The organism is Streptomyces sp. NPDC101219, assembly GCF_044767675.1.
Lineage (GTDB): Bacteria > Actinomycetota > Actinomycetes > Streptomycetales > Streptomycetaceae > Streptomyces.
On sequence record NZ_JBIWOK010000014.1, the window covers coordinates 1 to 24,795 of the forward strand.

25 protein-coding genes are annotated in these 24,795 nt (G+C 73.4%); 5 read left to right on the plus strand and 20 right to left on the minus strand.

Annotated features, from left to right (window positions below; all coding sequences use genetic code 11):
- The 16 genes from ACIRPP_RS25085 to ACIRPP_RS25160 all read right to left on the minus strand — a co-directional run.
- On the minus strand, window positions 1-515 hold a 515-nt coding region (locus ACIRPP_RS25085), incomplete at its 3' end, for a flavodoxin-dependent (E)-4-hydroxy-3-methylbut-2-enyl-diphosphate synthase (RefSeq protein ID WP_403646860.1).
- A 4-nt stretch (window positions 516-519) separates the two neighbouring features.
- Window positions 520-1,542, minus strand: coding sequence for an adenosyl-hopene transferase HpnH (hpnH, locus tag ACIRPP_RS25090; RefSeq protein ID WP_403646863.1), 1,023 nt, complete (start codon window positions 1,540-1,542; stop codon window positions 520-522).
- A 5-nt stretch (window positions 1,543-1,547) separates the two neighbouring features.
- The gene (locus tag ACIRPP_RS25095; RefSeq protein ID WP_403646866.1) at window positions 1,548-2,189 is read right to left on the minus strand and encodes a 1-hydroxy-2-methyl-2-butenyl 4-diphosphate reductase; all 642 of its coding nucleotides are present in this window, start codon (window positions 2,187-2,189) and stop codon (window positions 1,548-1,550) included.
- Window positions 2,189-4,291, minus strand: a complete 2,103-nt coding sequence (gene shc / locus ACIRPP_RS25100) for a squalene--hopene cyclase (RefSeq protein WP_403646869.1) — start codon at window positions 4,289-4,291, stop codon at window positions 2,189-2,191. Before shc ends, ACIRPP_RS25095 begins: the two co-directional genes overlap by 1 nt.
- 119 nt (window positions 4,292-4,410) lie before the next feature.
- Window positions 4,411-5,475, minus strand: a complete 1,065-nt coding sequence (locus ACIRPP_RS25105) for a polyprenyl synthetase family protein (protein WP_403647251.1) — start codon at window positions 5,473-5,475, stop codon at window positions 4,411-4,413.
- 71 nt (window positions 5,476-5,546) lie between these two features.
- Complete coding sequence (gene hpnE / locus ACIRPP_RS25110) at window positions 5,547-6,971, minus strand: hydroxysqualene dehydroxylase HpnE (protein ID WP_403646872.1); 1,425 nt, start codon at window positions 6,969-6,971, stop codon at window positions 5,547-5,549.
- The gene (locus ACIRPP_RS25115; protein ID WP_403646875.1) at window positions 6,968-7,111 is read right to left on the minus strand and encodes a DUF6380 family protein; all 144 of its coding nucleotides are present in this window, start codon (window positions 7,109-7,111) and stop codon (window positions 6,968-6,970) included. The genes hpnE and ACIRPP_RS25115 overlap by 4 nt, the downstream gene beginning before the upstream one ends.
- Window positions 7,108-8,058, minus strand: coding sequence for a presqualene diphosphate synthase HpnD (gene hpnD, locus ACIRPP_RS25120; protein WP_403646878.1), 951 nt, complete (start codon window positions 8,056-8,058; stop codon window positions 7,108-7,110). Before hpnD ends, ACIRPP_RS25115 begins: the two co-directional genes overlap by 4 nt.
- On the minus strand, window positions 8,055-8,957 hold the full coding sequence (gene hpnC / locus ACIRPP_RS25125) for a squalene synthase HpnC (protein ID WP_403646881.1): 903 nt from the start codon (window positions 8,955-8,957) through the stop codon (window positions 8,055-8,057). Before hpnC ends, hpnD begins: the two co-directional genes overlap by 4 nt.
- Before the next feature lie 363 nt (window positions 8,958-9,320).
- The gene (locus tag ACIRPP_RS25130) at window positions 9,321-10,109 is read right to left on the minus strand and encodes an ABC transporter ATP-binding protein (RefSeq protein WP_403646884.1); all 789 of its coding nucleotides are present in this window, start codon (window positions 10,107-10,109) and stop codon (window positions 9,321-9,323) included.
- The gene (locus tag ACIRPP_RS25135) at window positions 10,102-11,004 is read right to left on the minus strand and encodes an ABC transporter permease (protein ID WP_403647254.1); all 903 of its coding nucleotides are present in this window, start codon (window positions 11,002-11,004) and stop codon (window positions 10,102-10,104) included. The genes ACIRPP_RS25130 and ACIRPP_RS25135 overlap by 8 nt, the downstream gene beginning before the upstream one ends.
- Window positions 11,005-11,133: 129 nt before the next feature.
- A complete protein-coding gene (locus tag ACIRPP_RS25140; RefSeq protein ID WP_403647257.1) occupies window positions 11,134-11,988 on the minus strand; it encodes a glycosyltransferase family 2 protein in 855 nt (284 codons plus the stop codon).
- 32 nt (window positions 11,989-12,020) lie between these two features.
- A complete protein-coding gene (locus ACIRPP_RS25145; protein ID WP_192229423.1) occupies window positions 12,021-12,800 on the minus strand; it encodes a CDP-alcohol phosphatidyltransferase family protein in 780 nt (259 codons plus the stop codon).
- Complete coding sequence (locus tag ACIRPP_RS25150) at window positions 12,778-13,839, minus strand: iron-containing alcohol dehydrogenase family protein (RefSeq protein ID WP_403646888.1); 1,062 nt, start codon at window positions 13,837-13,839, stop codon at window positions 12,778-12,780. The genes ACIRPP_RS25145 and ACIRPP_RS25150 overlap by 23 nt, the downstream gene beginning before the upstream one ends.
- A complete protein-coding gene (locus ACIRPP_RS25155) occupies window positions 13,827-14,579 on the minus strand; it encodes a sugar phosphate nucleotidyltransferase (protein ID WP_403646891.1) in 753 nt (250 codons plus the stop codon). Before ACIRPP_RS25155 ends, ACIRPP_RS25150 begins: the two co-directional genes overlap by 13 nt.
- Window positions 14,576-16,429, minus strand: coding sequence for a DUF5941 domain-containing protein (locus ACIRPP_RS25160; protein ID WP_403646894.1), 1,854 nt, complete (start codon window positions 16,427-16,429; stop codon window positions 14,576-14,578). The genes ACIRPP_RS25155 and ACIRPP_RS25160 overlap by 4 nt, the downstream gene beginning before the upstream one ends.
- Window positions 16,430-16,724: 295 nt before the next feature.
- Between ACIRPP_RS25160 and galE the strand changes: the two genes are divergently transcribed.
- The 3 genes from galE to idi all read left to right on the plus strand — a co-directional run bounded on the left by galE (window position 16,725) and on the right by idi (window position 19,679).
- Window positions 16,725-17,696, plus strand: coding sequence for a UDP-glucose 4-epimerase GalE (galE, locus tag ACIRPP_RS25165; protein ID WP_403646897.1), 972 nt, complete (start codon window positions 16,725-16,727; stop codon window positions 17,694-17,696).
- A 183-nt stretch (window positions 17,697-17,879) separates the two neighbouring features.
- On the plus strand, window positions 17,880-18,818 hold the full coding sequence (locus tag ACIRPP_RS25170; protein ID WP_403646900.1) for a cation diffusion facilitator family transporter: 939 nt from the start codon (window positions 17,880-17,882) through the stop codon (window positions 18,816-18,818).
- A 267-nt stretch (window positions 18,819-19,085) separates the two neighbouring features.
- The gene (gene idi / locus ACIRPP_RS25175; protein ID WP_164344572.1) at window positions 19,086-19,679 is read left to right on the plus strand and encodes an isopentenyl-diphosphate Delta-isomerase; all 594 of its coding nucleotides are present in this window, start codon (window positions 19,086-19,088) and stop codon (window positions 19,677-19,679) included.
- A 96-nt stretch (window positions 19,680-19,775) separates the two neighbouring features.
- On the opposite strand, the gene ACIRPP_RS25180 is transcribed toward idi, so the two are convergent.
- Together ACIRPP_RS25180 and ACIRPP_RS25185 are read right to left on the minus strand one after the other, a co-directional pair.
- Window positions 19,776-20,279, minus strand: coding sequence for an ATP-binding protein (locus tag ACIRPP_RS25180; protein ID WP_164333785.1), 504 nt, complete (start codon window positions 20,277-20,279; stop codon window positions 19,776-19,778).
- Window positions 20,280-20,453: 174 nt separating this feature from the next.
- Window positions 20,454-21,128 (minus strand): HdeD family acid-resistance protein, encoded by a 675-nt coding sequence (locus ACIRPP_RS25185; RefSeq protein ID WP_403646903.1) that lies wholly within the window; start codon window positions 21,126-21,128, stop codon window positions 20,454-20,456.
- A gap of 136 nt (window positions 21,129-21,264) precedes the next feature.
- Between ACIRPP_RS25185 and ACIRPP_RS25190 the strand changes: the two genes are divergently transcribed.
- A complete protein-coding gene (locus tag ACIRPP_RS25190) occupies window positions 21,265-22,020 on the plus strand; it encodes an enoyl-CoA hydratase/isomerase family protein (protein ID WP_403646906.1) in 756 nt (251 codons plus the stop codon).
- On the opposite strand, the gene ACIRPP_RS25195 is transcribed toward ACIRPP_RS25190, so the two are convergent.
- Window positions 22,017-22,652 (minus strand): DJ-1/PfpI family protein, encoded by a 636-nt coding sequence (locus tag ACIRPP_RS25195; protein ID WP_403646909.1) that lies wholly within the window; start codon window positions 22,650-22,652, stop codon window positions 22,017-22,019. The genes ACIRPP_RS25190 and ACIRPP_RS25195 overlap by 4 nt on opposite strands.
- 177 nt (window positions 22,653-22,829) lie before the next feature.
- The gene (locus ACIRPP_RS25200) at window positions 22,830-23,786 is read right to left on the minus strand and encodes a GlxA family transcriptional regulator (RefSeq protein WP_403646911.1); all 957 of its coding nucleotides are present in this window, start codon (window positions 23,784-23,786) and stop codon (window positions 22,830-22,832) included.
- Between the two features lie 113 nt (window positions 23,787-23,899).
- Between ACIRPP_RS25200 and ACIRPP_RS25205 the strand changes: the two genes are divergently transcribed.
- Complete coding sequence (locus ACIRPP_RS25205) at window positions 23,900-24,769, plus strand: hypothetical protein (protein ID WP_403646914.1); 870 nt, start codon at window positions 23,900-23,902, stop codon at window positions 24,767-24,769.
- Window positions 24,770-24,795: the final 26 nt, after the last annotated feature.

The window sequence follows — 24,795 nt, forward strand, 5'->3', positions numbered from 1 at the left end:
GCCGACTCCACCAGCGCCTCCGGCGTCGCCTTGCCGTACTTCTGCAGCAGCCGCCGGTCCAGCGACCCCGCGTTCACGCCGATACGGATCGGCGTGCCCCGCTCCCCCGCCGCCTTCGCGATCTCCTTGACCTGATCGTCGAACTTCTTGATGTTGCCCGGATTCACCCGCACCGCCGCGCACCCGGCCTCGATCGCCGCGAACACGTACTTCGGCTGGAAGTGGATGTCCGCGATCACCGGGATCTGCGACTTGCCCGCGATCACCGCCAGCGCGTCCGCGTCGTCCTGCGTCGGACACGCCACCCGCACGATCTGGCACCCCGACGCCGTCAGCTCCGCGATCTGCTGCAGCGTCGCCCCGATGTCCGACGTCCGCGTCGTCGTCATCGACTGCACCGACACCGGCGCGTCACCACCGACCGCCACCGACCCGACCTGGATCCTGCGGCTCCTGCGGCGCTCGGCCAGGGGACGCACCGGTGACCCCGGCATTCCCAGGGAAACTGCGGTCACGGCGTCACTCCCGGTTCGACGAGACGGTTTCGCGCAGGGCGCGCAGCGACTCCTTCAGGGAGCCCATGGTGGCGAGGACGGCGGTGGGCTCGTAGCCGCAGTGCGCCATGCAGTTGGCGCAGCGCGGGTCCTTGCCGCGGCCGTACTTGTCCCAGTCGGTGTCCTCGATCAGCTCCCGGTACGTCGGCACATAGCCGTCGCTCATGAGGTAGCAGGGGCGCTGCCAGCCGAACAGGGAGTAGTTGGGGATGGCCCAGGCGGTGCACGGGAAGTCGACCCTGCCCTCGAGGAAGTCGAGGAACAGCGGGGAGTGGTTCAGCCGCCAGCGCCTGCGGTTGCCGCCCGCGAACGCCTTCTTGAACAGCTCCCGGGTCTGCTCCACACCGAGGAAGTGCTCCTGGTCGGGCGCCTTCTCGTAGGCGTAGGCGGGCGAGATCATCATCTCGTCGACCTTGAGGTCGTCGTTGAGGTAGTTGAGCACCTCGACGACCGTCTGGGGGGTGTCGGTGTTGAAGAAGGTCGAGTTGGTGGTGACCCGGAAGCCGCGCCGCTTGGCCTCCTTGATGGCCGCCACGGCCTCGTCGAACACGCCCTCCTTCGCCACGGACTCGTCGTGCCGCTCCCGCAGCCCGTCGATGTGCACCGCGAACGCGAAGTAGGGGGACGGGGTGAACTTGTCCATCTTCTTGCGCAGCAGCATGGCGTTGGTGCACAGGAACACGTACTTCCGGCGGGACACCAACTGGCGCACGATCTCGTCGATCTGAGGGTGCATCAGCGGCTCGCCGCCGGCGATGGACACCATGGGGGCGCCGGACTCCAGCACCGCCCCCACCGCCTGGGCGACCGGCATGCGCTGCTTGAGCACCCCCGCCGGGTGCTGGATCTTGCCGCAGCCCTCACAGGCGAGGTTGCAGGCGTAGAGGGGCTCCAGCTCGACGATCAGCGGGAACTTGTCCCGCCGGCGGAGCTTCTGTTCGGCCAGGTATGTAGCGACCTTGATGGACTGGCGCAGCGGCATGGCCATCTGGCTCACCTCCGGGGGAGCAGCAGGGAACGGTGCCATTCGAGGTATGCGGGAAGCACGGAGCGAAGGACGCGGAAAGCCGATATTCCACCGCGCACCGTGCCGATCCGGACCAGTTCATGTTCAGGAGCGTCCACGACCACCCGGACGGCCGCAACCGGGCGCGCGCCCGCGCGGACGGCGCTCAGAAGCGTGGCCGCCGACTCCATGTCCGCCGCGATCGCCCCGGTCGCGAGCAGGTCGGCCCGCTCGGGGCCGCGGACGACGTGGTCGGAGCCGGTGAGCGGGCCGGTGTGGACGGTGCGACCGGGGACGGTCCGCAGCAGCTCTTTGACCAGCAGCTCCGTCCCCACGCAGGGGACGGAGCCGCGGGGGTCGCGGGTCTCCTCGGCGACGACGAGGTCGCCGGGGTGCATGCCGGGCGCGAGTCCGGCGCAGAACCCGGTGGCCAGCACGGCGGCGTCGCGCAGGGCCGGCCCGTCGAGCACCCGGGACACCGAGCGCTCGGCGGCGAGCGGCCCCATGCCGGTGCGCAGCACGGTGACCGGCCAGCCCGCCCCGCCGCTGCCGCGGCGGCGCAGGGCGAACTGCTCGATGCCGAGCGCACAGGCGATCAGCAGCGGGGCCGGAGCCGGCTGGGCGGTCATCAGCTCCCCTTCGCCTCGGCGAGCGGCGCCCGGGTGCCGGCCGGGGCGGTGCCGTCTCCGGACGCCCCGCCGGCGCTGCCGGCGGATGCCGTCGCGGCGGCGTGCCGGACCGGCTTCTTGGCGAAGGGGTCCCCGTTCACGTAACGGCCGAGCGCGGTGAGCGGGAAGACCTGGCGGTAGAGGTGGTAGTTGATGGAGAAGTCCCAGGGGAAGCCGGTGCCGGTGAAGTACGGCTCGTCCCAGGAGCCGTCCTCGCGCTGGGTGGCGGCCAGCCAGGCGACACCGCGTTCCACCGCGGCGGACTCCCGCTCCCCCGCCGCGAGCAGCGCCATCAGCGCCCACCCGGTCTGCGAGGCGGTGGAGGCTCCCCGGCCGCTCCAGCCGCGGGCGTCCCGGTAGGAGCGCAGATCCTCGCCCCAGCCGCCGTCGTCGTTCTGCACCGACTCCAGCCAGGCGACGGCGCGCCGGATCGCCGGGTGCGAGGCCGGGAGGCCCGCGGCGGTGAGGGCGGGCACGACAGAGCCCGTGCCGTAGAGGTAGTTGACTCCCCAGCGGCCGAACCAGGAGCCGTCGGGCTCCTGTTCGTCGAGCAGCCACCGGATGCCGCGCCGGGTGCGCGGGTCCTGGGCGAGGCCCTCCACGGCGAGCATCTCCACCACGTGGGCGGTGACGTCGGCGGACGGCGGGTCGATGACCTCGCCGAAGTCGCAGAACGGCAGCCGGTTGGGGAAGGGGCTGGTGTTGTCGACGTCGAAGGCGCCCCAGGCGCCGTTCTTCGACTGCATGCCGAGGTTCCAGCGCACGCCGCGGCCGATGGCGTTGTCCAGGCGCTCCGGGTCGTGGTGTCTGACCCGGCGCAGCGCCAGGACCACCTCGGCGGTGTCGTCGATGTCGGGATAGTTGTCGTTGTGGAACTCGAACGCCCAGCCGCCCGGCGGGAGATGGGGCCTGCGCACGGACCAGTCGCCGGGGCGCACGATCTGCTCGCCGAGCATCCAGTCGGCCGCCCGGACCAGTTGGGGGTGGTCGGCGGGCAGTCCGGCGTCGGCCAGCGCGATGGTGGCGAGGCAGGTGTCCCACACCGGGGACTGGCAGGCCTCGATCATCCGGGCGCCGTCCTCGCGCCACACCGCGAACCGGTCCAGGGACTCCAGGCCGGCCCGCATCACGGGGTGCCTGAGGTCGTAGCCGAGCAGGTGCAGGGCGATGACCGAGTAGACGGCCGGCGGCTGGATGCCGCCCCAGCAGCCGTCGTTCTCCTGCCGTTCGACGATCCAGCGGGCGGCGGTGTTCATGGCGGCCGCGCGCAGCCGGCGCGGAACGATCCTGCGCGCCGAGTGCAGGGCCCGGTCGAGCCGCTCGAAGGCACCGTCCCAGCTGGCCACCGGGGCGAGCGGCCGGGGAGGGTTGGGGCAGCCGGGGTCGGTGTGCAGTTCGTCGAGGGGGAAGGGGGCGGGCCGCACGGGGCGTTTGGCGGAGACGATCGTCAGCGGAACGATGGTCTGGCGGGCCCAGCAGCCGAAGTCGTAGATGTTGAGCGGGACCCAGGACGGGAACCAGATGAGCTCGGGCGGGAGTTCGGGCAGGTCCTCCCACTTCCACCAGCCGAACAGGGCCAGCCAGATCCGGGTGAAGACCCGGGAGGCGGCGATGCCGCCCTGGCGGCGGACCCAGTCGGACGCCTTCGCCATGTGCGGGGCGTCGGGAGCGTCGCCCGCCAGGCGCAGGGCGACGTAGGCCTCGATGGTGGTGGACAGGTCGCCGGGGCCGCCGTGGAAGGTGGCCCAGGTGCCGTCCTCGCGCTGCTCGCCGCGGATGAACAGGGCGGCGGCGCGGGTGGTGTCCTCCTCGAGGATGCCCAGGAACTGACGGAGCAGCAGGTCTTCGGCGTCCATCGTGACGTTGGTCTCGAGGTCGCCCTTCCACCATCCCTCGTCGTCCTGACGGGACAGCAGGAAGTCGGTGGCGCGCCGCATGGCGCGAGCGGCGACGTCGGGTACCCCGGCCGCCACGGGGGTGTGGATGTCGGTGTCGTGTTCGCTGGCCGCGGGGGCCCGGGGCGGCAGGGCCGCCCCGGCGCTTCCGTCGGTCGTCGCTGTCATGGCTTCCCCTTCGTGCAGTGCTGCATGTCGTGCGTCTGCTGTGGGTCCGCCGTCGGCCGGTGTCGTGCTCCCCGCACTTCCGGCCGCCGACTACGCGAGAGCTATTCGACCGATAGTGATCATCTCTTTCGTACGACGACGAAGTCCGCGAGCGCCGTGAACCGTTCCCGCACCTGCTCGGGCATGTCCACGTCGTCGAGGGCCTCGATGGCGATGGTGTGCTGACGGCGTGCCTCTTCGGCGGTCCACTCGCGTCCGCCCGCCTGTTCGATCAGGGCGGCGCGAGCCGCGAACTCCTCCTCGGAGAAGTTCGCGAAGTCACTGCTGACGGCGTCGGCGGCGAGGATCTCCCCGAGCCGCTCGGAGGCGGCGCCGCCGGCCGCGAGGGCGGCCACGACCGGGAGGGACTTCTTGCGCTGGCGCAGGTCGCTCCAGGTCTGCTTGCCGGTGGAGCCGGGGTCGCCCCAGATGCCCAGGAGGTCGTCCACGGCCTGGAAGGCGAGCCCCAGGTGGTGGCCGTACTTCTCCAGGGTGTCGGCGGTGCGGTCGTCCGCGCCGCCGAGCACCGCGCCGATGGAGCTGGCGCAGGCGAGCAGGGCGCCGGTCTTGTTGCCCTCCATCTCCAGGCACTCCTCGACGCTGACCCGGTCGCGGTGCTCGTAGGAGATGTCCTGCGCCTGGCCGTCGATGAGGGCGCGGGTGGCGGTGGTCAGGCGGCGCGCGGCGCGGCCCGCCTCGGCGGTGCCCAGCTCCAGCAGCATCTCGTTGGCCAGGGCGAACAGGGCGTCACCGACCAGGATGGCCTGGGCGGGGCCGTGCACCTTCCAGACGGTGTCGCGGTGCCGGCGCTGCTCGTCGCCGTCCATCAGGTCGTCGTGCAGCAGGGAGAAGTTGTGGACCAGTTCGACGGCGACCGCGCCGGGCACGCCGGTGCGCGGTGCCGCGCCGGTGACCTCGGCGGACAGCACCGCGAGCGCGGGGCGCACCGCCTTGCCGCCGTCGCCGTCCGCGGGCCTGCCCTGCGCGTCGGTCCAGCCGAAGTGGTAGGCGGCCACCGCGTCCATGGGAGGGGCCAGACGGTCGACGGCCGCGCGCAGCACCGGCATGGCCAGGGTCCGGCCGCGCTCCAGGAGCGCGGACACGTCCACCGCGGTCCTACGAGCGGCCTTCGGGGCCGGGGGCACAGTGGGCACAGTCTCTCCTCTTGTTGCGGTACCGGGGGTGCGGCGTCCTGCCGCGCCGCTCTGCCGGAACATCAGGCCGCCTCCTCGAGCACGAAGAGGTGACCGGGGCGGGGCCGGCCGAGAGTGCCCAGCACGGCGTCCGCCGCGCCGACTCCGCTGCGGACCGCGCCCTCCATGGTCGCGGGCCACCCGGTGGCGGTCCAGGCGCCCGCCAGGTACAGCCCGGGCGCCTCGGTGCGGGCGCCGGGCCTGAGCCGTGCGACGCCGGGGGCGGGCACGAACGTGGCGTGGCGTTCCCGGGTGACGAAGAAGTCCCGCACGACGGCGTCTCGGGTGCGCGGCAGGAGCTTCTCCAGCTCGGGCAGGTACCGTTCGCGCAGCACGGCCACCGGCTCGTCGATCTCGTCCTGCGCCACCGACTGGGACACCGCGAGGTACTGGCCCTCGCTCAGGCCGGAGGCCGCGGTGCGGTCGAAGACCCACTGCACGGGCGTGCCGAGGGCGGCGAGGAAGGGCCGGGCGAGGACCTTGCGGTCGTAGACGACGTGCACGTTGAGGATCGGCGCGGTGTCGATGCCGAGCAGCCGCTCGGGGGCGTCGAGCGCGCCGGCGGGCAGCAGGGCGTGGGCCTCGCGCTGGGGGACGGCGAGGACGACGGCGTCCGCCTCGACGGTCCCGCCGGAGGTGTGGACGCTCCACCGGCCGTCGCCGCGGGCGTCGAGGGAGGTGACGCGGGTGCGGACCTCGGTGCGCACGCCGGCGGCGTCGAGGGCGCGGCGGGCGAGCCCGTCGTGCAGGTCGCCGAGGGGGACGTGGGCCCAGCCGATGTCGGCGGCGCCCGGGTCGGAGAGCAGGCCGGTCTTGAAGACCATCGCGGCCAGGGCCAGGGAGGAGTCGCCCGCGACGGCGTTGAGGGTGGCGATCCCGACCAGGTCCCAGAGGGCCTCGACGGCGCGCGGCGACTGGCCGTGGGCGGCCAGCCAGCTGCCGAAGTCCTGGGTGTCGAGGGCGGGGTCGGTGAGGTCGAGCGCTTGGAGCGCGAGCGCGGCGCGGCCGACCTTCGCACGGTCGGCGAGCGAGAGATGCGGGTAGGTGGCGAGGCTGCGCCCGAGGTGCAGGGGCACGGGCAGCGGGTCGCGGCGGAGCCGGCCCAGGCGGCGTCCCTCGGGGCGGTCCAGGTCGACGACGGGGACGTCGAGGCGGTCCTGCAGCGGGGCCAGCGCCGCGCCGCCGATCCGGTCGAGGAGCCAGCGGTAGGCGGTGCAGCAGCGCAGGTAGACGTGCTGGCCGTTGTCGACGGTCAGCTCGCCGCGCCGGAAGGAGAAGGCGAGTCCGCCGAGGCGGGGACGGCCCTCCAGCAGGGTGACGCGGACGCCCGCGTCGGCGAGTGCGAGGGCGGCGGTGGTGCCGGCGAGCCCGCCGCCGACCACCACGGCGTGCCGCGCGGCGCCCGGGTCCGGTGCGTGCGCCCCGTCGGGCCTGGTGACGCGGTTCATCGTCCGCCCTCCCCCGCACGGCCGGGGTCCCGGTTCAGCGGTGCGCGGCCGGCCGTCTCAGGGAGGGACGCGGCGTCGCGGCGGAGGGTTGCCCGCCGCTTGTGGCGGCGGCGGTCGTCGGGGAGCGGGGTGTCCGTCACGCGCGCCTCCTGACGGCCCGACGGGTGAGGGGGCGGGTGTCCAGGCCGGACAGTCCGCGCACCGCGACGTACGCCTTCTCGCGGCCCGGCAGGGAGACGCGGCCCCGCAGGACGGCGTCCGGGTCGCGTTCGATGCGGTCCAGGAGGCGGCGGTAGATGCCGGCCATGGCGGCCACGCAGGCCCCGCTGCGCCGGTCGAGCAGGGGCAGCAGGCGGTAGCCCTCGGCGAACAGGGCGCGGGCCCGGCGCACCTCGAAGTGCACCAGACCGGTGAAGTCGGAGCCCTCGGGCGGAGTCGGCGCGGCGAACCCGGCCGAGCAGCCGAACTTGGCGAGGTCGTCGGCGGGCAGGTAGGTGCGGCCGCCGACGGCGTCCTCGCGGACGTCGCGCAGGATGTTGGTGAGCTGGAGGGCGAGGCCGAGCGTATCGGCGTACTCGGGGGCGCGTTCGGCGCCGCGCGCGCCCGGTTCGGTACCGAACACGCCGAGGGAGAGCCGGCCGATGGCACCGGCGACGCAGCGGCAGTAGACCTTCAGGTCGTCCCAGGTCTCGTAGGTCGCCCCGCGGACGTCCATCTGGACGCCGTCGATGAGCTCGTCGAGCCCGCCGAGGGGGATGGGGAACCGGTCGGCGGCGTGGGCGAGCGCGACGGCGACCGGGTCGGTGTCGTCCTCGTCGACCGCGCCCTCGCGGATCCGGGTGAGCAGCTCCCGGGTGTCCTCCAGCCGGGCGGCCTTCACCTCGCGGTCCAGCGCGCCGTCGCCGATGTCGTCGACCCGCCGGGAGAACGCGTACAGCGCCGACATCGCGCGCCGCTTCGGCGTCGGCAGCAGCCGGATGCCGTAGGCGAAGTTGCGTGCCTGATGTCCGGTGACGGCCTCGCAGTAGCGGTAGGCGGCGAGTACCGGTGGGGACGCGTACGCTTCCGACTCCACGGTCCGGATCACCCCTTTCCTCGCAGAGTGACGCCCACCTCGCGCAGCAGTCGCATCCTGCCGGGCTTGGGCGGGCCGGGAAGTACGTCGTATTCGGCGGCGGCGATCGCGTCGACGGCCGCCCGTCCGCCCGCCACGAATCCGGCGAGCAGCAGCTTGAGCCGTCCGTGGACGCTGCCCACCAGGGGGTCGCCCTCGTCCAGCAGGTCGCGGGCGCGCTGCGCCTGGTGGGCGACCAGGGCGCGCACCGACGCGCCGGCGGTGGCCGCGGCGAGGTCCGCCTCCTGGACGTGGAAACGTTTCATGTCGGTGGCGGGGAGGTAGACGCGGTCGCGGCCGAGGTCCTCGGCGACGTCCTGGAGGTGTTCGACGATCTGCAGGGCCGTGCACACGGCGTCGGAGCGGCGGACGCGTTCGGGGGTCGCGGTGCCGGTGACGGCGAGCACCAGCCGGCCGACCGGGTTGGCCGAGAGCGCGCAGTAGGCGAGCAGGTCGTCATAGGTCTCGTACCGCCGGACGACCTGGTCCTGGCGGTTGGCGGCGATCAGGGCGAGGAAGGGGTCGGGCGTCAGCGCGCGGCGGCGGACGGTGGGGCGCAGGCGGCGCAGCAGCGGGTGGCGCGGCTCGCCGTCGAAGACCCGGCGCAGGTCGGCCTCGAAGGCGTCCAGCAGGGCGGTGCGGTCCTCGGCGCGTCCGGCGGGGACGCCGAGCAGCCGGGCGTCGGCGCCGCCGGGGGCCAGGTCGCCGTCGCCGATGTCGTCGACGAGGCGGGCGTAGCCGTAGACGGCCATCAGGTCCTCGCGCCAGTCCCGGGGCAGGAAGAAGGGCGCCACGGGGAAGTTCTCCGCGGCGGCCTTGTCGAGGGTGGCGCGTTCCGGCTCGGTGGTACGCGCCCTGCCGGTCCGGTTCATCGTGGGCTGCCCTGGGCGGGGACGGCACATGCGGCGTTCACTCGGGGAGTTTCCGTAGCCATTGCCGTCACATCTCCCGTTCTACACTGTTGACCCAATACACACTATTTCGGACACGCCGCCCGGACTTCCTCCGGACGGCTCCGCCGGATGGGTGTCGCGCATTATGGCCCTGATTGCCGCCTTTGGGGACCGGTACAGCTTACGTTGTACAACGCGGTAGGGAATGCCGGGGTGTCCCGACCATCTCCACAGCACACCCAATGGCGTCAAGATTCCCCTATGGGGCAGGAGTTGACGTTTCCTTTGCAGACGCCGACTGCGCCGGGACAGTTGCGCCGCGGGCCCCGGGACGCCCCGGGCTCACTTCCCGGTGAACTTCTCGTACTCCTTGAGCACCTCGTCGGTCGGACCGTCCATGCGCAGCTCACCCCGCTCCAGCCACAGGACGCGGCCGCAGGTGTCCCGGATGGACTTGTTGTTGTGGCTGACCAGGAAGACCGTGCCGGCCTGCTCGCGCAGCTCGCGGATGCGCGCCTCGGAGCGCTTCTGGAACTTCCGGTCGCCGGTGGCCAGCGCCTCGTCGATCATGAGGACGTCGTGGTCCTTGGCGGCGGCGATGGAGAACCGCAGGCGGGCGGCCATGCCGGAGGAGTAGGTGCGCATCGGCAGGGTGATGAAGTCGCCCTTCTCGTTGATCCCGGAGAAGTCGACGATGTCCTGGTAGCGCTCCCGGATCTGTTCGCGGGTCATGCCCATCGCGAGCCCGCCCAGTATGACGTTGCGTTCGCCCGTGAGGTCGTTCATCAGGGCCGCGTTGACGCCCAGCAGGGAGGGCTGGCCGTCGGTGTAGACCTTGCCCTCCTCGGCGGGGAGCAGGCCGGCGATGGCCCGCAGCAGGGTCGACTTGCCGGAGCCGTTGGAGCCGATCAGGCCGATGGCCTCGCCCCGGTAGGCGACGAAGGAGACCCCCCGCACGGCGTGCACCTTGCGCACCCCGCGGGCCGAGTCGTCCTTGCCGCGCCGCAGGATGCGGCTCAGCGCGGCCGTGGCGCTGCCGCGGCCGCCGCGGGCGGCGTTGACGCGGTAGACGACGTGCAGGCCGTCCGCGATGACGGTGGGCACGCGTCCCTGCGTCGGGTCGTCAGCCACGGCCGTACCTCTCCTCCGCCTTCCAGAAGTAGACGAAGCCGATCCCGCCGGCCAGCAGCGCCCAGCCGAGCCCGAAGGCCCACACGTGCGGGGGCAGGTAGGAGGAACCGTAGTCGTCGATCATGGCGAAGCGGACCAGGTCCATGTAGACGGCCGCCGGGTTCCACTGCAGCACGTCGCTCACCCAGCCGGGCACGTTCTTGTCGGCGAGCATCGCGGGGATGCTGAACATCACGCCCGAGGCGTACATCCAGGTGCGCAGCACGAACGGCATCAGCTGGGCGAGGTCCGGGGTGCGGCTGCCCAGCCGGGCGAAGATCAGCGCCAGGCCGGTGTTGAAGACGAACTGCAGCAGCAGCGCAGGCGCCACCAGCAGCCACGACCAGGACGGCATGGAGCCGAACGCCATGACCACCACGACGAGCACGATCATCGAGAACAGCAGTTGCTGGAGCTGCTGCAGCGCGAACGACACCGGCAGGGAGGCCCGCGGGAAGTGCAGCGCCCGCACCAGCCCCAGGTTCCCGGAGATGGCCCGCACCCCTGCCAGCACCGACGTCTGGGTGAACGTGAACACGAACACCCCCGTCACCAGGAACGGCACGTACACCTCGCTCGGGATGCCCCGGCGGGCACCGAGCAGCAGGCCGAAGATGAAGAAGTACACCGCCGCGTTCAGCAGCGGCGTCGCCACCTGCCACAGCTGGCCCAGCTTGGCCTGGCTGTACTGCGCGGTGACCTTCGCCTGGGAGAACGCCAGGATGAAGTGCCGCCGCCCCCACAGCTGACGCACGTACTCCGGAAGGGACGGCCGGGCGCCGCTGACCGACAGCCCGTACTTGGCGGCCAGCTCCGCCGCCGTGAGGCCTTCGTCGGGCGACACGGACGCGCCCACCGCGACCGTGTCGTCGTGCGTTGTCTCACTCACCAGTGGAAAGCTTTCGTCTTCGAGATGCGCGGCCCGTGGGCCTGGCATGCGCCGGGGAGCCGGGACACGGCTCCGATGTTCCCGCACACGAGCTTGTCAGATGACCGGGGGCCGGCCCAGCCGGGTCAGCCGCCACACCGTACGCCACTTGATGGGTCTGCGGGGCCCGCACGGGGTGGCCCAGCCCTCCCGGAAACCGCCGAACCACGCCCGCAGCGCCGCGCGCGAGGGGCGGCGCACCAGGGTGAGCAGCACCCACGCTCCCAGGTACACCGGGACCAGGGGCACGGGCAGGTTCCTGCGGGCCAGCCAGACCCGGTTGCGGGCGACCATGCGGTGGTAGACCGCGTGCCGGGACGGCGCGGTGGTCGGGTGGTACAGGACCATGTCGGACCGGTAGTCGATCATCCAGCCGGCGTCGAGGGCCCGCCAGGCCAGGTCCGTCTCCTCGTGCGCGTAGAAGAAGGCGTCGGGCAGGCCGCCGACCTCGGCGAAGACCTGGGTGCGCACGGCGTTGGCGCCGCCCAGGAACGTGGTCACGCGGGAGGAGCGCATCGGGTCGGAGGCGCGCAGCCGCGGCACGTGGCGGCGCTGGGTGACGCCGGTCTCCGGGTCCGCGATGCGGAAGCTGATGATGCCGAGCGCGGGGTCGGCGGCGAACGCCTCGCGGCACAGTTCGGCGGTGTCCTCGCCGGCCAGGAGGCCGTCGTCGTCGAGGAACAGCAGGATGTCGACGTCCCGGCCGCCCGGCCCGAACGCCTCGATGCCGATGTTGCGGCCGCCGGGGATGCCGAGGTTCTCCGGCAGTTCCACGGTACGCACGGTGTCGGAGAACTCCGCGACGTCGGGCACCGGAGAGCCGTTGCCGACCACGACGACCTGGACCGGGTCGCCCTGCTGGCGGGCGACGGAGTCGAGCAGGGCGCGCAGCTCGTCGGGGCGGTTGCCCATCGTGATGATGACCGCCCCGACCTTCAAGGCACTCACCGCAGCCTGCTGGAGGCCAGCACGGACACCAGGTGCAAAAGGGTCTGCAGCAGGGCGATCCCGGCCAGGACGGCGGTGCCGAGGCGGGTGAAGAACAGGTCGCCGTGGACCGCGTCCGCGATCGCCAGGACCAGGATCAGCAGGGACGCCTCGATGCCGAGGATCAGCCGGTGGAACTTCAGGGCGGCGGCGGCCCGGCGGGCCAGGGCCATGCCGGAGGAGCGGGGCTCGGCGGCGGACTCCTTGACCGGCGGCAGCCCGGCCTGGTGGCGGGCGACGCCGACCAGGTCGGTCTCGGCCTTGACCAGGATCGCGCCGAGGGCGGCCAGGGTGCCGAGGAAGGCCCACAGCCAGTCGATGCGCCCGGGACCCCACAGGTCGGCGGCGCGCAGGCCGAGCCCGACCAGGACGGCCGCGTCGCACAGGTAGGCGCCGACCCGGTCCAGGTAGACGCCGCCGAGCGAGTACTGCTTCTTCCAGCGGGCGACCTCGCCGTCGACGCAGTCCAGCAGCAGGTACAGCTGGACCATGACGACGCCGAGGACGGCCCCCGCGATCCCCGGCACCAGCAGGGCCGGGGCCGCGAGGACACCGAAGACGGTCATCAGGTACGTGAGCTGGTTGGGCGTGACCCTGGTGTTCACCAGGTAGCGGTCCACCCGCAGGGACACCTCGCGCATGTAGAGGCGTCCCATCCAGTGCTCACCGCTGCGCCGGTCCTTGACCCCGGGGGGGTGCACGACCGGACGGAGTTCAGCTACCGATGGCCTTGACATAGTCGGTGTAGATGTCCTTGATCTGGTCGGTCTTCAGGTCGAGATGCTCGAGGATCGTGTAGCGGCCGGGCCGGGTCTCCGGGGCGAACTCGACGGCCCGGACGAACTCCTCCGCCGTGAAGCCGATCTCCTCGGGCAGCACCGGCAGCCCGTGCCGGCGCAGCACCCCGGCCATGTGCACCGACTGCTCGTGCGCCCCGCGCAGCCACATCGCGAAGGCGGCGCCCAGGCCGCACTGCTCGCCGTGGGCGGCGGCGCGCTTGGGGAAGAGCAGGTCGAAGGCGTGGTTGATCTCGTGGCACGCCCCGGAGGACGGCCGTGAGTCGCCCGACACCGACATGGCGATGCCGCTGAGGACCAGCGCCTCGGCGAGCACCTGGAGGAAGTCGTTGTCCCCTATGCCGCCCGGGTGGCGCAGCACGGACTCGCCGGCCTGGCGGGCCATGGCCGCGGCGAGTCCGTCGATCCGCTCGCCCTTGACCCGGCACGCCAGTTCCCAGTCGGCGATGGCGGAGACGTTGGAGACGGCGTCCCCGATGCCCGCGCGCACGAAGCGCACCGGGGCCTGGCGGATGACGTCGAGGTCGATGACGACGGCGATCGGGTTGGGCACCCCGTAGGAGCCGCGGCCCGCGTCGTTGTCGAGGGTGGCGACGGGTGAGCACAGGCCGTCGTGCGCGAGGTTCGTCGGCACGGCGACCAGCGGCAGGCCGACGCGGGCCGCCGCGAACTTGGCGCAGTCGATGATCTTGCCGCCGCCGAGCCCGACGACGGCGTCGTAGTGGCCGGCCTTTATGGCGCCGGCCAGCCGGACCGCGTCGTCGAGGGTGCCGCCCCCGACCTCGTACCAGGAGGCGCCGGGCAGCGAGGGGGCGATCCGGTCGCGCAGCCGGGCGCCGGAGCCGTTGCTGACGGCGACGGCGAGGCGGCCGGACTGCGAGATGCGTTCGTCGGCGAGCACGCAGCCCAGGTCGTCGAGGGCGCCGGGGCGGATGTCGACGACTAGGGGCGAGGGGATGAGCCGGGTCAGTACAGGCACGCGATCTCCCGTCCACGGGCGAGATCGTCGTGGTTGTCGATCTCCACCCACTTGACGTCGCCGATCGGGGCCACGTCGATGCGGAAGCCGCGGTTGACGAGTTCCTGGTAGCCGTGCTCGTAGAACTGCTGCGGGTCGGCCTCCCAGACCGTCCGCAGGGCGTCCACGAGCTGCGGGGCGGCGTCGCCCTCGATAAGGGTGACGCCGATGTACTCGCCGGTGGCCTCGGCGGGGTCCATCAGCTTGGTGATCTTCGTCATGCCCTTGACGGGGTCGACGACGACCTTCATCTCCTCGTCGGCCAGCGGCTTGACGTCATCCAGCGCGAGGATGATCCGCCTGCCCTCGCCGCGGGCGGCGAGCAGGGTCTTTTCGACGGAGACGGGGTGCACGGTGTCGCCGTTGGCGAGGATCACGCCGTCCCTGAGGGCGTCACGGCCGCACCACAGGGAGTAGGCGTTGTTCCACTCCTCGGCCTTGTCGTTGTCGATGAGGGTGATCTTCAGGCCGTACTTGGCCTCCAGGGCCGCGCGGCGCTCGTAGACGGCCTCCTTGCGGTAGCCGACGATCACGGCCGCTTCGGTGAGGCCGACCTCGGCGAAGTTGGCGAGGGTGAGGTCGAGCACCGTTGGTTCGCCCTCTATACCCGCGGGCCCCACCGGCACCAGCGCCTTGGGAAGGCTGTCGGTGTAGGGGCGCAGACGCCGTCCGGCGCCGGCCGCCAGCACGAGGCCGATCATGCGGGTTCTCCTTCATCGTGTACGGCGGGTGCGCCGCCCTGGTGGGCGGTCACCCAGAAGCGGATGCTCTCGGCGAGCACCAGCAGGGCCACGGCCACGGCGAGCACCGTGAGCGCGACCGTGAACTGAGAGGCGGTGAGCAGCGCCGCGAGGACGGCGACCGCCAGTACACGGCCTTCCTGCCCCCCGATCGCCCGCACCAGCCAGTGCGGGGGCGCGCCCGCGTTGCCGCGGATGCGGTAGACCGTGTCGTAGTGATGGTAGGCGACCGCGGCCACCAGTCCGTAGGCCGCGGGAAGGGCCCCCTTCGCGTCCGCGTGGGCCGCGAGGGCGAGGACGGTGCCGTATTCGGCGGCCCGGAAGAAGGGCGGGACGAGCCAGTCGAGGGCGCCCTTGAGGGGCAGGGCGACGGCCGCGGCGGAGGTGAGGACGTACGCCACGGCCGCGGCGGCCGGCAGCACGCTGCCGTACGGGGCGAGGGCGGCGGCGGCCACCACCAGCGCGGCGCCGGGGAGCGCGACGAGGGCGCGCGAGCCCAGCGGGCCCCGGGCGGGCAGCTTGCGGAGCCGGCCGGCGAGGGCGTCCGCGAGCGGTCCGGAGTCGGCGAGGTCGGCGAGGGCGCGGGCGGCCCGGTCGGTCCTGCGGGCCTTGCGGGTGAGGGAGCGCAGGACGCGGCCGGCCGTGGTGTAGAGCGCGGCGAAGGAGCAGCCGACGAGCAGGGCGTAGAAGGTGATGCGGGGGGTGGTGACGGCCGTCAGGAGGGCGATCATCGCCCAGCGCTCGCCGATCGGGAGGACGATCATGCGGCGCAGCCAGACCGTCCAGCCGACGCTGTCGAGCCGGCCGGAGAGGGCGGCGGTGGGGCTGGTGTTGGCGGTGGCGTCGTGGTTGGCCTCGTTGAAGGAGAAGTCCACGACGTGCCGGCAGGTCTGCAGGACCATCGCGCCGAGGGCGAGCGCCCAGACGTCGTCGCCGCCGCGGGCGGCGCCGAGGGCGAGGCCCGCGTAGTAGGCGTACTCCTTGGCCCGGTCGAAGGTCGCGTCGAGCCAGGCACCGAGGGTGGAGTACTGCAGGGAGTAGCGGGCGAGCTGGCCGTCGGTGCAGTCCAGCACGAAGGAGGCGAGGAGCAGGACGCCGGCGGCGACGAAGCCGGCGCGGGTTCCGGTGGCGGCGCAGCCGGCCGCTATGAGCGCGGTGAGCAGGGAGGCGGTGGTGACCTGGTTGGGGGTCAGGCCGCGCCGGGCGCACCAGCGGGCGATGTAGCGGGAGTACGGGCTGATGCAGAAGGTGGTGAAGAAGCCGTCGCGCGCCTTGACGGCGGACTTCAGGCGGATCGCCTCGTCGTCGACGGCTGCCACCGCCTGCCGGGCCTCGTTGCGGGCCTGCGGGCCGTCGGGGACGGTGGCGACCAGGCTGCCGAGGTCGGGCCTGTGGAGGTCGGCGCCGTCGGCGGCGAGGGCGGTGGCGAGGCGGTCGGCGAGACCGACGGCGACGGCGGTGGCCCCGGCGGCCGGGGCTTCGCCGTCGGCCCCGGCGGGGGCGTCACAGGCGGAGTTCTCGCGGGCCAGGGCCCGGGTGAGGGCCTGCCGTCCGGCGGGCCGGGCGGTGACGGCCCCGGGGATCGCGGCGAGCGGGAAGCGGGGGTCGGTCAGGCCCAGGCGCAGGGCGTGCTCGTGTCCGACGAACCGGGCGTCGACCACGGCGACCCGCCGGTCGGCGGGCACCTCCGCCAGCAGGGTCTCCGCCTCGGCGGGGCCGGACGCGATCCGCACGTCGAACCCGAGGGAGCGCAGCTCGCCCTCGAGTGACGAACCGGGGACCGGCTGACCGGTGAGGATGGCGGTCGACAACCGAACTCACTCCCTGAGGGGGCCGACGCGTCCACGCCGGTCATGTGCATGGTGGGCGCCCGTCACGGGGCCTCCGGGCGGCATGTCGGCAGAGGCTATCCGATCCCCGGAAGCCCGCGTTCACCGACCGTTCGGCGGTCGGATCCACCTGGTTGGGGCGGCGTCCCTGCCGCGATCATCATCGGGGATGCGGCCCCCGGCCCACAAACCGCGCCCGCAGAACGGGCATTGAGGTCGATAGGGGACACCCCGGCCGCACCGTCCGGTCCCCCGGGTCGTCATAGGGTGGTCGACCATGACATGGCTGATCACCGGCGGAGCCGGCTACATCGGGGCACACGTGGCGCGGGCCATGGCCGACGCCGGGGAGGACGTCGTCGCGCTGGACGACCTCTCGGCCGGGGTGCCGGCCCGGCTGCCGGCCGGGATCCCGCTGGTCGAGGGGTCCGCCCTGGACGGCGCCCTGGTCCGGAAGGTACTGGCGGAGCACGCGGTGACCGGGGTGGTGCACCTCGCCGCGCGCAAGCAGGTCGCCGAGTCGGTGGCGCGGCCCACCCGGTACTACCGGGAGAACGTGGGCGGTCTGGCCACGCTGCTGGAGGCGGTCGCGGACGCGGGTGTGGGCCGCTTCGTGTTCTCCTCGTCGGCCGCGGTCTACGGCGACCCGGGTGTGGACCTCATCACGGAGGACGCGCCCTGTGCCCCGGTGAACCCCTACGGGGAGACGAAGCTGGCCGGCGAGTGGCTGGTGCGCGCGGCGGGCCGGGCGCACGGCATGGCGACGGCGTGCCTGCGCTACTTCAACGTGGCCGGGGCGGCGGCGCCGGAACTGGCCGACACCGGTGTCTTCAACATCGTGCCGATGGTCTTCGACCGGCTCACCCGGGGCGAGGCCCCCCGCATCTTCGGTGACGACTATCCGACGCCGGACGGCACCTGCGTGCGTGACTACATTCACGTGGCCGACCTGGCCGAGGCGCATCTGGCGGCGGCCCGGCAGCTGTCCGAGGGCGGGGCGGTGGGCGACCTGACGGTGAACGTGGGCCGGGGCGAAGGCGTCTCAGTGCGTGAGCTGATCACGGTCATCGGCGAGGTCACCGGTGACCGGAGGGCTCCGCTGGTCGAGCCGCGCCGCCCGGGTGACGCCCCGCGCGCGGTGGCGTCGGCGGCGCTGGCGGCGGAGCGCCTGGGCTGGACGGCCCGGCGCGGGGTGCGCGAGATGGTGGAGTCGGCCTGGCAGGGCTGGCAGCTGCACCACGGCCGCTGACCGGCCGGGGCGCCCCCCGTACCGGGCCTGCCGGGGGGCCGCCCGACGGGCACCGGCCCGCCCGTGACCTGCGGAACGTTTGCGCAGGTCACGGCACATGACAACGGTGTTCAGTGCCGCGTTGCAGATACCCCCTCCCCGTAGTTGACTGTGGTCCGGACGGGCCACGGAAGGACGGTTTTCATGGGGGCTGGGCACGATCACGGGCACGCGCACGGCGCGTCGGCCGGCGGTACCGCGAGCGCCGCGTACCGCGGCAGACTGCGGGCCGCGCTGGCGATCACGCTCGGGGTCATGGTCGTCCAGATCGTCGGCGGTCTGCTCGCCGACTCGCTCGCCCTGGTCGCGGACGCGGCCCACATGGCGACGGACGCGGTGGGCCTCGGTGTGGCGCTGCTCGCGATCCACTTCGCGAACCGCCCGCCGAGCGAGCGCCGCACCTTCGGCCTGGCCCGTGCGGAGATACTCGCCGCCCTGGCCAACTGTCTGCTGCTGCTCGTCGTCGGCGGCTACGTCCTCTACGAGGCGGTGGAACGGTTCGTCACCCCGGCGGACACCAAGGGCGGTGTGGCCCTGGTGTTCGGCGCGATCGGCCTGGCCGCCAATCTGGTGTCGCTGATGCTGCTGATGCGCGGGCAGAAGGAGAGCCTGAACGTGCGGGGCGCCTTCCTGGAGGTGGCGGCGGACGCGCTCGGCTCGGTCGCGGTGATCCTGGCCGCCGTGGTGATCCTCACCACGGGCTGGACGGCCGCCGACCCGATCGCCTCCCTGGTGATCGCACTGATGATCGTGCCCCGCACGGTGAGGCTGCTGCGGGAGACGCTGGACGTGCTGCTGGAGGCCGCCCCCAAGGACGTGGACATGGCGGAGGTGCGGGCACACATCCTGGCCACGGACGGCGTCGAGGACGTCCACGACCTGCACGCCTGGACCATCACGTCCGGCATGCCGGTCCTCTCGGCCCACGTGGTCGTCAGGCCCGAGGTCCTGAACGCGCTCGGGCACGAGAAGATGCTGCACGAGCTGCAGAGCTGCCTCGGCGATCACTTCGACGTGGAGCACTGCACCTTCCAGCTGGAGCCGCGCGGCCACGCGGAGCACGAGGCGCGGCTCTGCCACTGAGCCGGGGGCACGCGGACACGGAGCCGGACGGGGCACGCGGACACTGAGCCGGGCGGGGCGCGCGGGACGCCGCCCGGCGCGGGTGTGCTCCTGCGCACCCCCCGCCCCCGGCGGTTCCCCGCGTGCCGGTGCGGGCACGATCACCCCCGGGGCCTCCTCTTCCGGCCCGACCGGGTACCGGCCGGGACATGCGGGGTGCGCGTGAAGTGCCGGGGCACCGGTTCGGTACGGCAGACTTGGGGCGCGAAGACCGAGTGAAGGATGGGTATGCCGATCACACCTGCCACCGCGACGCACAGCCCGTCGGACGGCACCAATGAGGCGATTCTGCTGGAGCTGGTCGACGAGAACGGCGAGACGATCGGCACCGCGGAGAAGCTCTCCGCCCATCAGCCGCCGGGCCGGCTGCACCGGGCGTTCTCGGTGTTCCTGTTCGACGAGCGCGGCCGGCTGCTGCTGCAGCAGCGGGCGCTGGGCAAGTACCACTCCCCGGGTGTGTGGTCCAACAGCTGCTGCGGCCACCCGTACCCGGGTGAGGCGCCGTTCGCGGCGGCGGCCCGGCGGACGTTCGAGGAGCTGGGGGTGTCCCCGACGCTGCTCGCGGAGGCGGGCACGGTCCGCTACAACCACCCCGACCCCGCGTCGGGCCTGGTGGAGCAGGAGTTCAACCACCTCTTCGTCGGCATGGTGCAGTCGTCGCTGCGCACCGACCCGGAGGAGGTGGCGTCGACGGCGTTCGTCACTCCCGAGGAGCTGACGGAGCGGCACGGCCGGGACACGTTCTCGGCGTGGTTCATGACGGTGCTGGACGCGGCGCGCCCGGCGGTGCGCGAGCTGACGGGGTCGTCGGCGGGCTGGTGACGGGGCCCGCCCGCACGCGTCGCCGACCGGCGCGGACGGGCCGGCCGGGGGTGGTCCCGGCCGGCCCGTCGGCCGTGCGGGGACCCGGCGGCCCGGTCAGGCCCGGGCGGTCCTGAGCGGCAGGGCGGCCCAGATCACCTTGCCGCCGTTCGCGGTGTGCTCGACGTCGCAGACGCCGCCCGCCTCGCGGGTGATCTCGCGCACGAGCAGCAGGCCCCGGCCACCGGTGCGGGCGTGGTCCGTCTCCAGGGCGGTCGGGCGGTAGGGGTGGTTGTCCTCGACGGCCACCCGCACCCATTCGGCGCCGACGGCGACCTCGACGGCGAGCATCGGGGACAGCAGGGCCGCGTGCCGTACCGCGTTGGTGACCAGCTCCGAGACGATCAGCAGCAGGCCGTACGCCACGTCGTCGGCGACCGGGACGCCCTGGCGCAGCAGCAGGTCCCGGACGGCGCGGCGCGCCTGCGGGACGGAGGCGTCGACGGCGGGTGCGGTGAACCGCCACACCCCCTCGTACGGCAGCGGATCGACGGTCCCGGTGTCGGCGGGACCCTCCGCGCCCTGCGGGCGTGGGCCAGACCCGCGCCCTTGGTCGTCCATCGCCCGGTCGCCACCCTCGCGCTCGATTGTCACCACACGTCGAGTGTTGGTAACGCGGCACTCCGCACCGAAGTCCTGAACAGAAGTCAGCGCATATCGAGCGCTTCTGACCGTGTCCGCACGAACCGATCGATGAAGTGACCGTTCCTGCCTGCCTTGTGCCGTCTTGCCAAACTATTCGGGTTGTACGGGTTTGGTGGGGGACGCCTCCGGTCCGGACGGGCGCTCCCCCGCCGCGGCTCCGCCGGGGCCCGCGGGCCCGTCCTCGGCGTCGCCGAGCCGGTCGGAGACCATGCCGACGATGCGGCGTCCGCCGTACCCGGTGGCGATCAGCCCGAGCCCGTCGAAGAGCAGGGCGAGGGAGAAGAACGTGCCGATGACGTACTGGCTGCTGCTCGGCCAGGAGGCCAGCACCAGGATGCCCAGCAGCAGGCCGAAGGCGCCCTGGACGAGGGTCCAGCCGAACTGCGGACCGCGCACCACCAGGCTGCCCACCAGCCGGAACACCCCGCCGGTGAGGAAGAGCAGCGCGGCGAACATGGTCAGCGCCTCGGCCGCGGCCTCGGGGGTCTTCAGGATCACCGCCCCGGCGGCGATGTTCAGCGCGGCGACGACCACGCCGAGCCAGAAGAAGTTGGAGTGCCGGGCCTGGACGGCGTGCAGCAGGCCGATCACGCCGCCCACCAGCAGCAGCCAGCCGAACAGCAGCATCGAGGTGAGCGTGGCGACGCCGGTGTACACGAGCCCGACCAGGCCCGCGACGACCAGGATCACGCCGAGGACCGCGAGCCAGCCGAAGCCCCGGCTGAGCTTGGCCGCCTCGTCGTGCGGCGTGGTGGACTTGACCATGATTGCCTCCTTGGCCCCCTCTTCCCTCCTGGTCCCCTTCGCCCGAGGGTCGTAACCCGCGCATACTCCGGTCGGCCGGGCCGCTCACCAGGGGTGCCGTGCGAAACGCCGGCCTGGGCCGGTTAGCATCCCGCGCATGGAGCCCCAGCTACTGCACGGCGTCACCGACTCGGTCGCCACCGTCGTCATCAGCCACCCGGCCAAGCGCAACGCCATGACGGCGGCGATGTGGGCGGCCCTGCCGCCGCTGCTCGGCTCCCTGGCCGACGACCCCGCGGTACGGGTCCTGGTGCTCACCGGCGCGGGGGGCACCTTCTGCGCGGGGGCGGACATCTCCTCGCTGCAGGGGTCGACGCGCGAGGCGCAGCGGCTCGCCGTGGATGCCGAGGAGGCCCTGGCCGCCTTCCCCAAGCCGACCCTGGCCGCGGTGCGCGGCCACTGCGTGGGCGGCGGCTGCCAGCTGGCGGCGGCCTGCGACCTGCGGTTCGCCGAGGAGGGGGCCGCCTTCGGGGTGACCCCGGCGAAGCTGGGCATCGTCTACCCGGCGTCCTCCACCCGGCGGCTGGTGTCGCTGGTGGGTCCGGCGACCGCGAAGTACCTGCTGTTCTCGGGCGAGCTGATCGACGCCGGGCGGGCGCTGCGCACCGGGCTGGCCGACGAGGTGCTGCCGGACGGCGAACTGGACGCGCGCGTGGCGGAGTTCGCCCGGGTGCTGGCGTCCCGTTCGCAGCTGACGCAGGCGGCCGCGAAGGAGTTCGCGGACGGCCGCACCGACCGGGACGCCCACTGGGCGGCGCAGGCGGACGGGAGCACGGACACCCCGGAGGGCGTCGCCGCATTCCTGGAACGCCGCCCGCCGCGGTTCACCTGGACGACGGCCGACGCGTCCTAGGTGAGCAGGAAGCGGCTCCGGGCGCGCAGCGGCTCGACGAGGTGTGCGGGCGCCTTCGCGGGGGATCCCGCGTCGTAGGGCGGCTGCGGGTCGTACTCGACCATCAGCTGCACGGCACGGGCGTGGTCGTCGCCCGCGATCCGGCCGAGCAGTGTGAGCCCCATGTCGATGCCGGAGGAGACCCCGGCGGCGGTGACGTACTTCCCGTCGGTGACGACGCGCTCCCCCGTCGACTCGGCACCGAACCGCGTGAGCTGGTCCAGGGCCAGCCAGTGGGACGTGGCGCGGCGGCCCCGCAGCAGGCCGGCCGCCGCCAGCAGCAGGGAGCCGGAGCACACGGACGTGGTCCAGGTGCTGGTGGCGTCGGCGGTGCGCAGCCAGTCCAGCAGGGTCGCGTCGGTCATGCGGGCGCTCTGGCCGGGCCCGCCCGGTGTGACGACGATGTCCGGGCGGGGCACCTCGTCCAGGGTGCGGTCGGCGGTCAGGGCGAGCCGGCCGGACTCGTCGCGCACGGGCCCGGTCCGCTCGGCGACGAACACCGTCTCGGCGCCGGGGGCCCGGCTGAGGATCTCGTAGGGGCCGACGGCGTCGAGGGCCGTGAAGCGGTCGAAGAGGACGATGGCGATCTGCATGCGGGACCTTTCGGGAAGGGCGGTGCCCGAGGGGGCGGTGCCGGGTGGGTGGAACGGGCGGGGGGTTCGTGGCGGGGCGGCGCCCGTTGTCGTGCGGGGGCGGGTGTCCGTGGCGGGGCGGGGCCCGTTGTCGTGCGGGGGCGGGTGTCCGTGGCGGGCGGTGCCCGGGCGTCGCGGTCAGCGGGCCCCGGCAGGGCGGAAGCGGCGGCGGTACTCGGCCGGGGCCGTGCCGAGCGCCTTGAGGAAGGCGCGCCGCATCGCCTCGGGCGTGCCGTAGCCGCTGGCGCGCGAGACCTCCTCGACACCGTCCGCGGTGTCCTCCAGCAGGCGCCGGGCGTGTTCGAGGCGTACCCGGTCGACGTAGCGGCCCGGTGTCGAGCCCGTCTCCTCCCGGAAGGCGCGGGCGAAGTGGCGGGGCGACAGACGGGCGCGGGCCGCCAGGGACTCGACGGAGAGGTCGTCGCCCGGATGCTCGGTGATCCACCGCTGGACCTCCCGCAGCGGCTCCCGCCGGGCGGTCTGGGCGGCCAGCTGGGCGCTGAACTGGGCCTGGTTGCCCGGGCGGCGCAGGAACACCACCAGGTGGCGGGCGATGGTGAGCGCCGTGTCGCGGTCCAGGTCCTCCTCGACGAGCGCGAGGGCGAGGTCGATGCCCGCGGTGACGCCGGCGGAGGTCGCGAGGTGTCCGTCGCGGACGAAGATGGGATCGGGGTCCACCTCGACGCCGGGGTGATCGCGGGCGAGTCTGTCGCACAGGGACCAGTGGGTGGTGGCCCGGCGGCCCTCCAGCAGGCCGGCGTCCGCCAGCAGCAGGGCGCCGGAGCACACGGAGACGAGGCGCTCGGCGCGCGGTCCGTGCCGGCGCAGCCAGTCGAGCAGGGCCGGGTCGGGGCGGTGCCGGGTGCCGGGCCCGCCGGGCACCAGCAGGGTGTGCGGGGCGGGGGCGTCGTCGAGGGCGTGGTCCGCCGCGAGGGTGAGACCGCTGGAGGTGCGGACCGGTGCGCCGTCCGGGGAAGCGGTGAGCAGGCGGTAGCTGCCGGGGCGCTGCCGCTCGGCACCGGCGAAGACCTCCACCGGGCCGGTGACGTCGAGGCTCTGCACGTCGTCGAACAGGACGACCAGGACGGTTCGCATGCGGTCGATTCTTCGCGGGACCCGGGATGGCCGCAATGACGAGTACCCCACCTTTCCTGCCATCCGCCGGACCGGACGGGACGGCCGTACCGACCAGTCGGTAACGTTCGGGCATGACGACCTCGCCCCTGCCGGAGCGCGCCGGACGGCGCTGCCACAACCTGCTCAACGCCCTGCACTCGACGCACTACTTCTCCCCCGACCTGGAGCGGGAGCTGGCCGCCGTCGGGGTCGAGGACTCCCGGGCCGCCTACTTCGCGGTGCGCGCCGCGGCCATGGGCCCGGTGTCGGCGGCGGTGGTCACCGCCACCTTCTTCAACTTCCGACCCGAGCTGGTCGCCCGGCACGTACCCGCCGTCTGGGAGACCGCCGCCCCGGCCGTCGTCCTCGCGGCGCGCACGCGCGCGGTCGACGCGACGCTGCGGCGGCTGCTGGGCGAGGAGGTGACGGCCGCCGGGGAGGTGGCCGAGGCGGCGGAACTGGCGCTGCGTGCCGCGGAGGCGTGCACGCCCGTCGCGCGGCCGCTGTACGCGGCGCACGCCCAGCTGCCGGTGCCCGAGGAACCGCACCTGGCGCTCTGGCACGCGGCGACCCTGCTGCGCGAGCACCGCGGCGACGGTCACCTCGCCGCTCTCCTCACGGCGGAGCTGGACCCGATGGAGGCCCTGGTCAGCCACACCGCGACCGGTAAGGGCATGGCGCCGCAGTGGGCGCTCGGCACCCGCGGCTGGCAGCGCGACGACTGGGACGCCGCGGCCCGGCGGCTGCGGGCGCGCGGCCTGCTGGACGGCGCGGGGGAGCTGACCGACGCGGGAGTGGCGCTGCGCCGCGAACTGGAGGCCGAGACCGACCGGCTGGACCGGGCGCCCTACGAACACCTCGGCGCCGAGGGCGTGGAACGCCTCACCGAACTGGCCTCGGGCCTGACCGGCCGGGCCCTGGCGGCCGGCGCGTTCCCGGCAGGCATGGTCGGCAAGGGCTGAGGGTACCCGCACGCCTCCCGGCACGC

Bases quoted from the DNA above. Each gene is read 5' to 3' on its own strand.
- ACIRPP_RS25205 (WP_403646914.1), top strand. From the start codon at position 23,900: ATGACGACCTCGCCCCTGCCGGAGCGCGCCGGACGGCGCTGCCACAAC.
- ACIRPP_RS25140 (WP_403647257.1), bottom strand. From the start codon at position 11,988: ATGGGCAACCGCCCCGACGAGCTGCGCGCCCTGCTCGACTCCGTCGCC.
- ACIRPP_RS25185 (WP_403646903.1), bottom strand. From the start codon at position 21,128: ATGGTCAAGTCCACCACGCCGCACGACGAGGCGGCCAAGCTCAGCCGG.
- ACIRPP_RS25155 (WP_403646891.1), bottom strand. From the start codon at position 14,579: ATGATCGGCCTCGTGCTGGCGGCCGGCGCCGGACGGCGTCTGCGCCCC.
- ACIRPP_RS25180 (WP_164333785.1), bottom strand. From the start codon at position 20,279: ATGGACGACCAAGGGCGCGGGTCTGGCCCACGCCCGCAGGGCGCGGAG.
- ACIRPP_RS25145 (WP_192229423.1), bottom strand. From the start codon at position 12,800: ATGTCAAGGCCATCGGTAGCTGAACTCCGTCCGGTCGTGCACCCCCCC.
- hpnE (WP_403646872.1), bottom strand. From the start codon at position 6,971: ATGAACCGCGTCACCAGGCCCGACGGGGCGCACGCACCGGACCCGGGC.
- shc (WP_403646869.1), bottom strand. From the start codon at position 4,291: ATGACAGCGACGACCGACGGAAGCGCCGGGGCGGCCCTGCCGCCCCGG.
- ACIRPP_RS25095 (WP_403646866.1), bottom strand. From the start codon at position 2,189: ATGACCGCCCAGCCGGCTCCGGCCCCGCTGCTGATCGCCTGTGCGCTC.
- hpnC (WP_403646881.1), bottom strand. From the start codon at position 8,957: ATGAACCGGACCGGCAGGGCGCGTACCACCGAGCCGGAACGCGCCACC.
- ACIRPP_RS25170 (WP_403646900.1), top strand. From the start codon at position 17,880: ATGGGGGCTGGGCACGATCACGGGCACGCGCACGGCGCGTCGGCCGGC.
- ACIRPP_RS25190 (WP_403646906.1), top strand. From the start codon at position 21,265: ATGGAGCCCCAGCTACTGCACGGCGTCACCGACTCGGTCGCCACCGTC.
- hpnH (WP_403646863.1), bottom strand. From the start codon at position 1,542: ATGGCCATGCCGCTGCGCCAGTCCATCAAGGTCGCTACATACCTGGCC.
- ACIRPP_RS25195 (WP_403646909.1), bottom strand. From the start codon at position 22,652: ATGCAGATCGCCATCGTCCTCTTCGACCGCTTCACGGCCCTCGACGCC.
- ACIRPP_RS25200 (WP_403646911.1), bottom strand. From the start codon at position 23,786: ATGCGAACCGTCCTGGTCGTCCTGTTCGACGACGTGCAGAGCCTCGAC.
- galE (WP_403646897.1), top strand. From the start codon at position 16,725: ATGACATGGCTGATCACCGGCGGAGCCGGCTACATCGGGGCACACGTG.
- idi (WP_164344572.1), top strand. From the start codon at position 19,086: ATGCCGATCACACCTGCCACCGCGACGCACAGCCCGTCGGACGGCACC.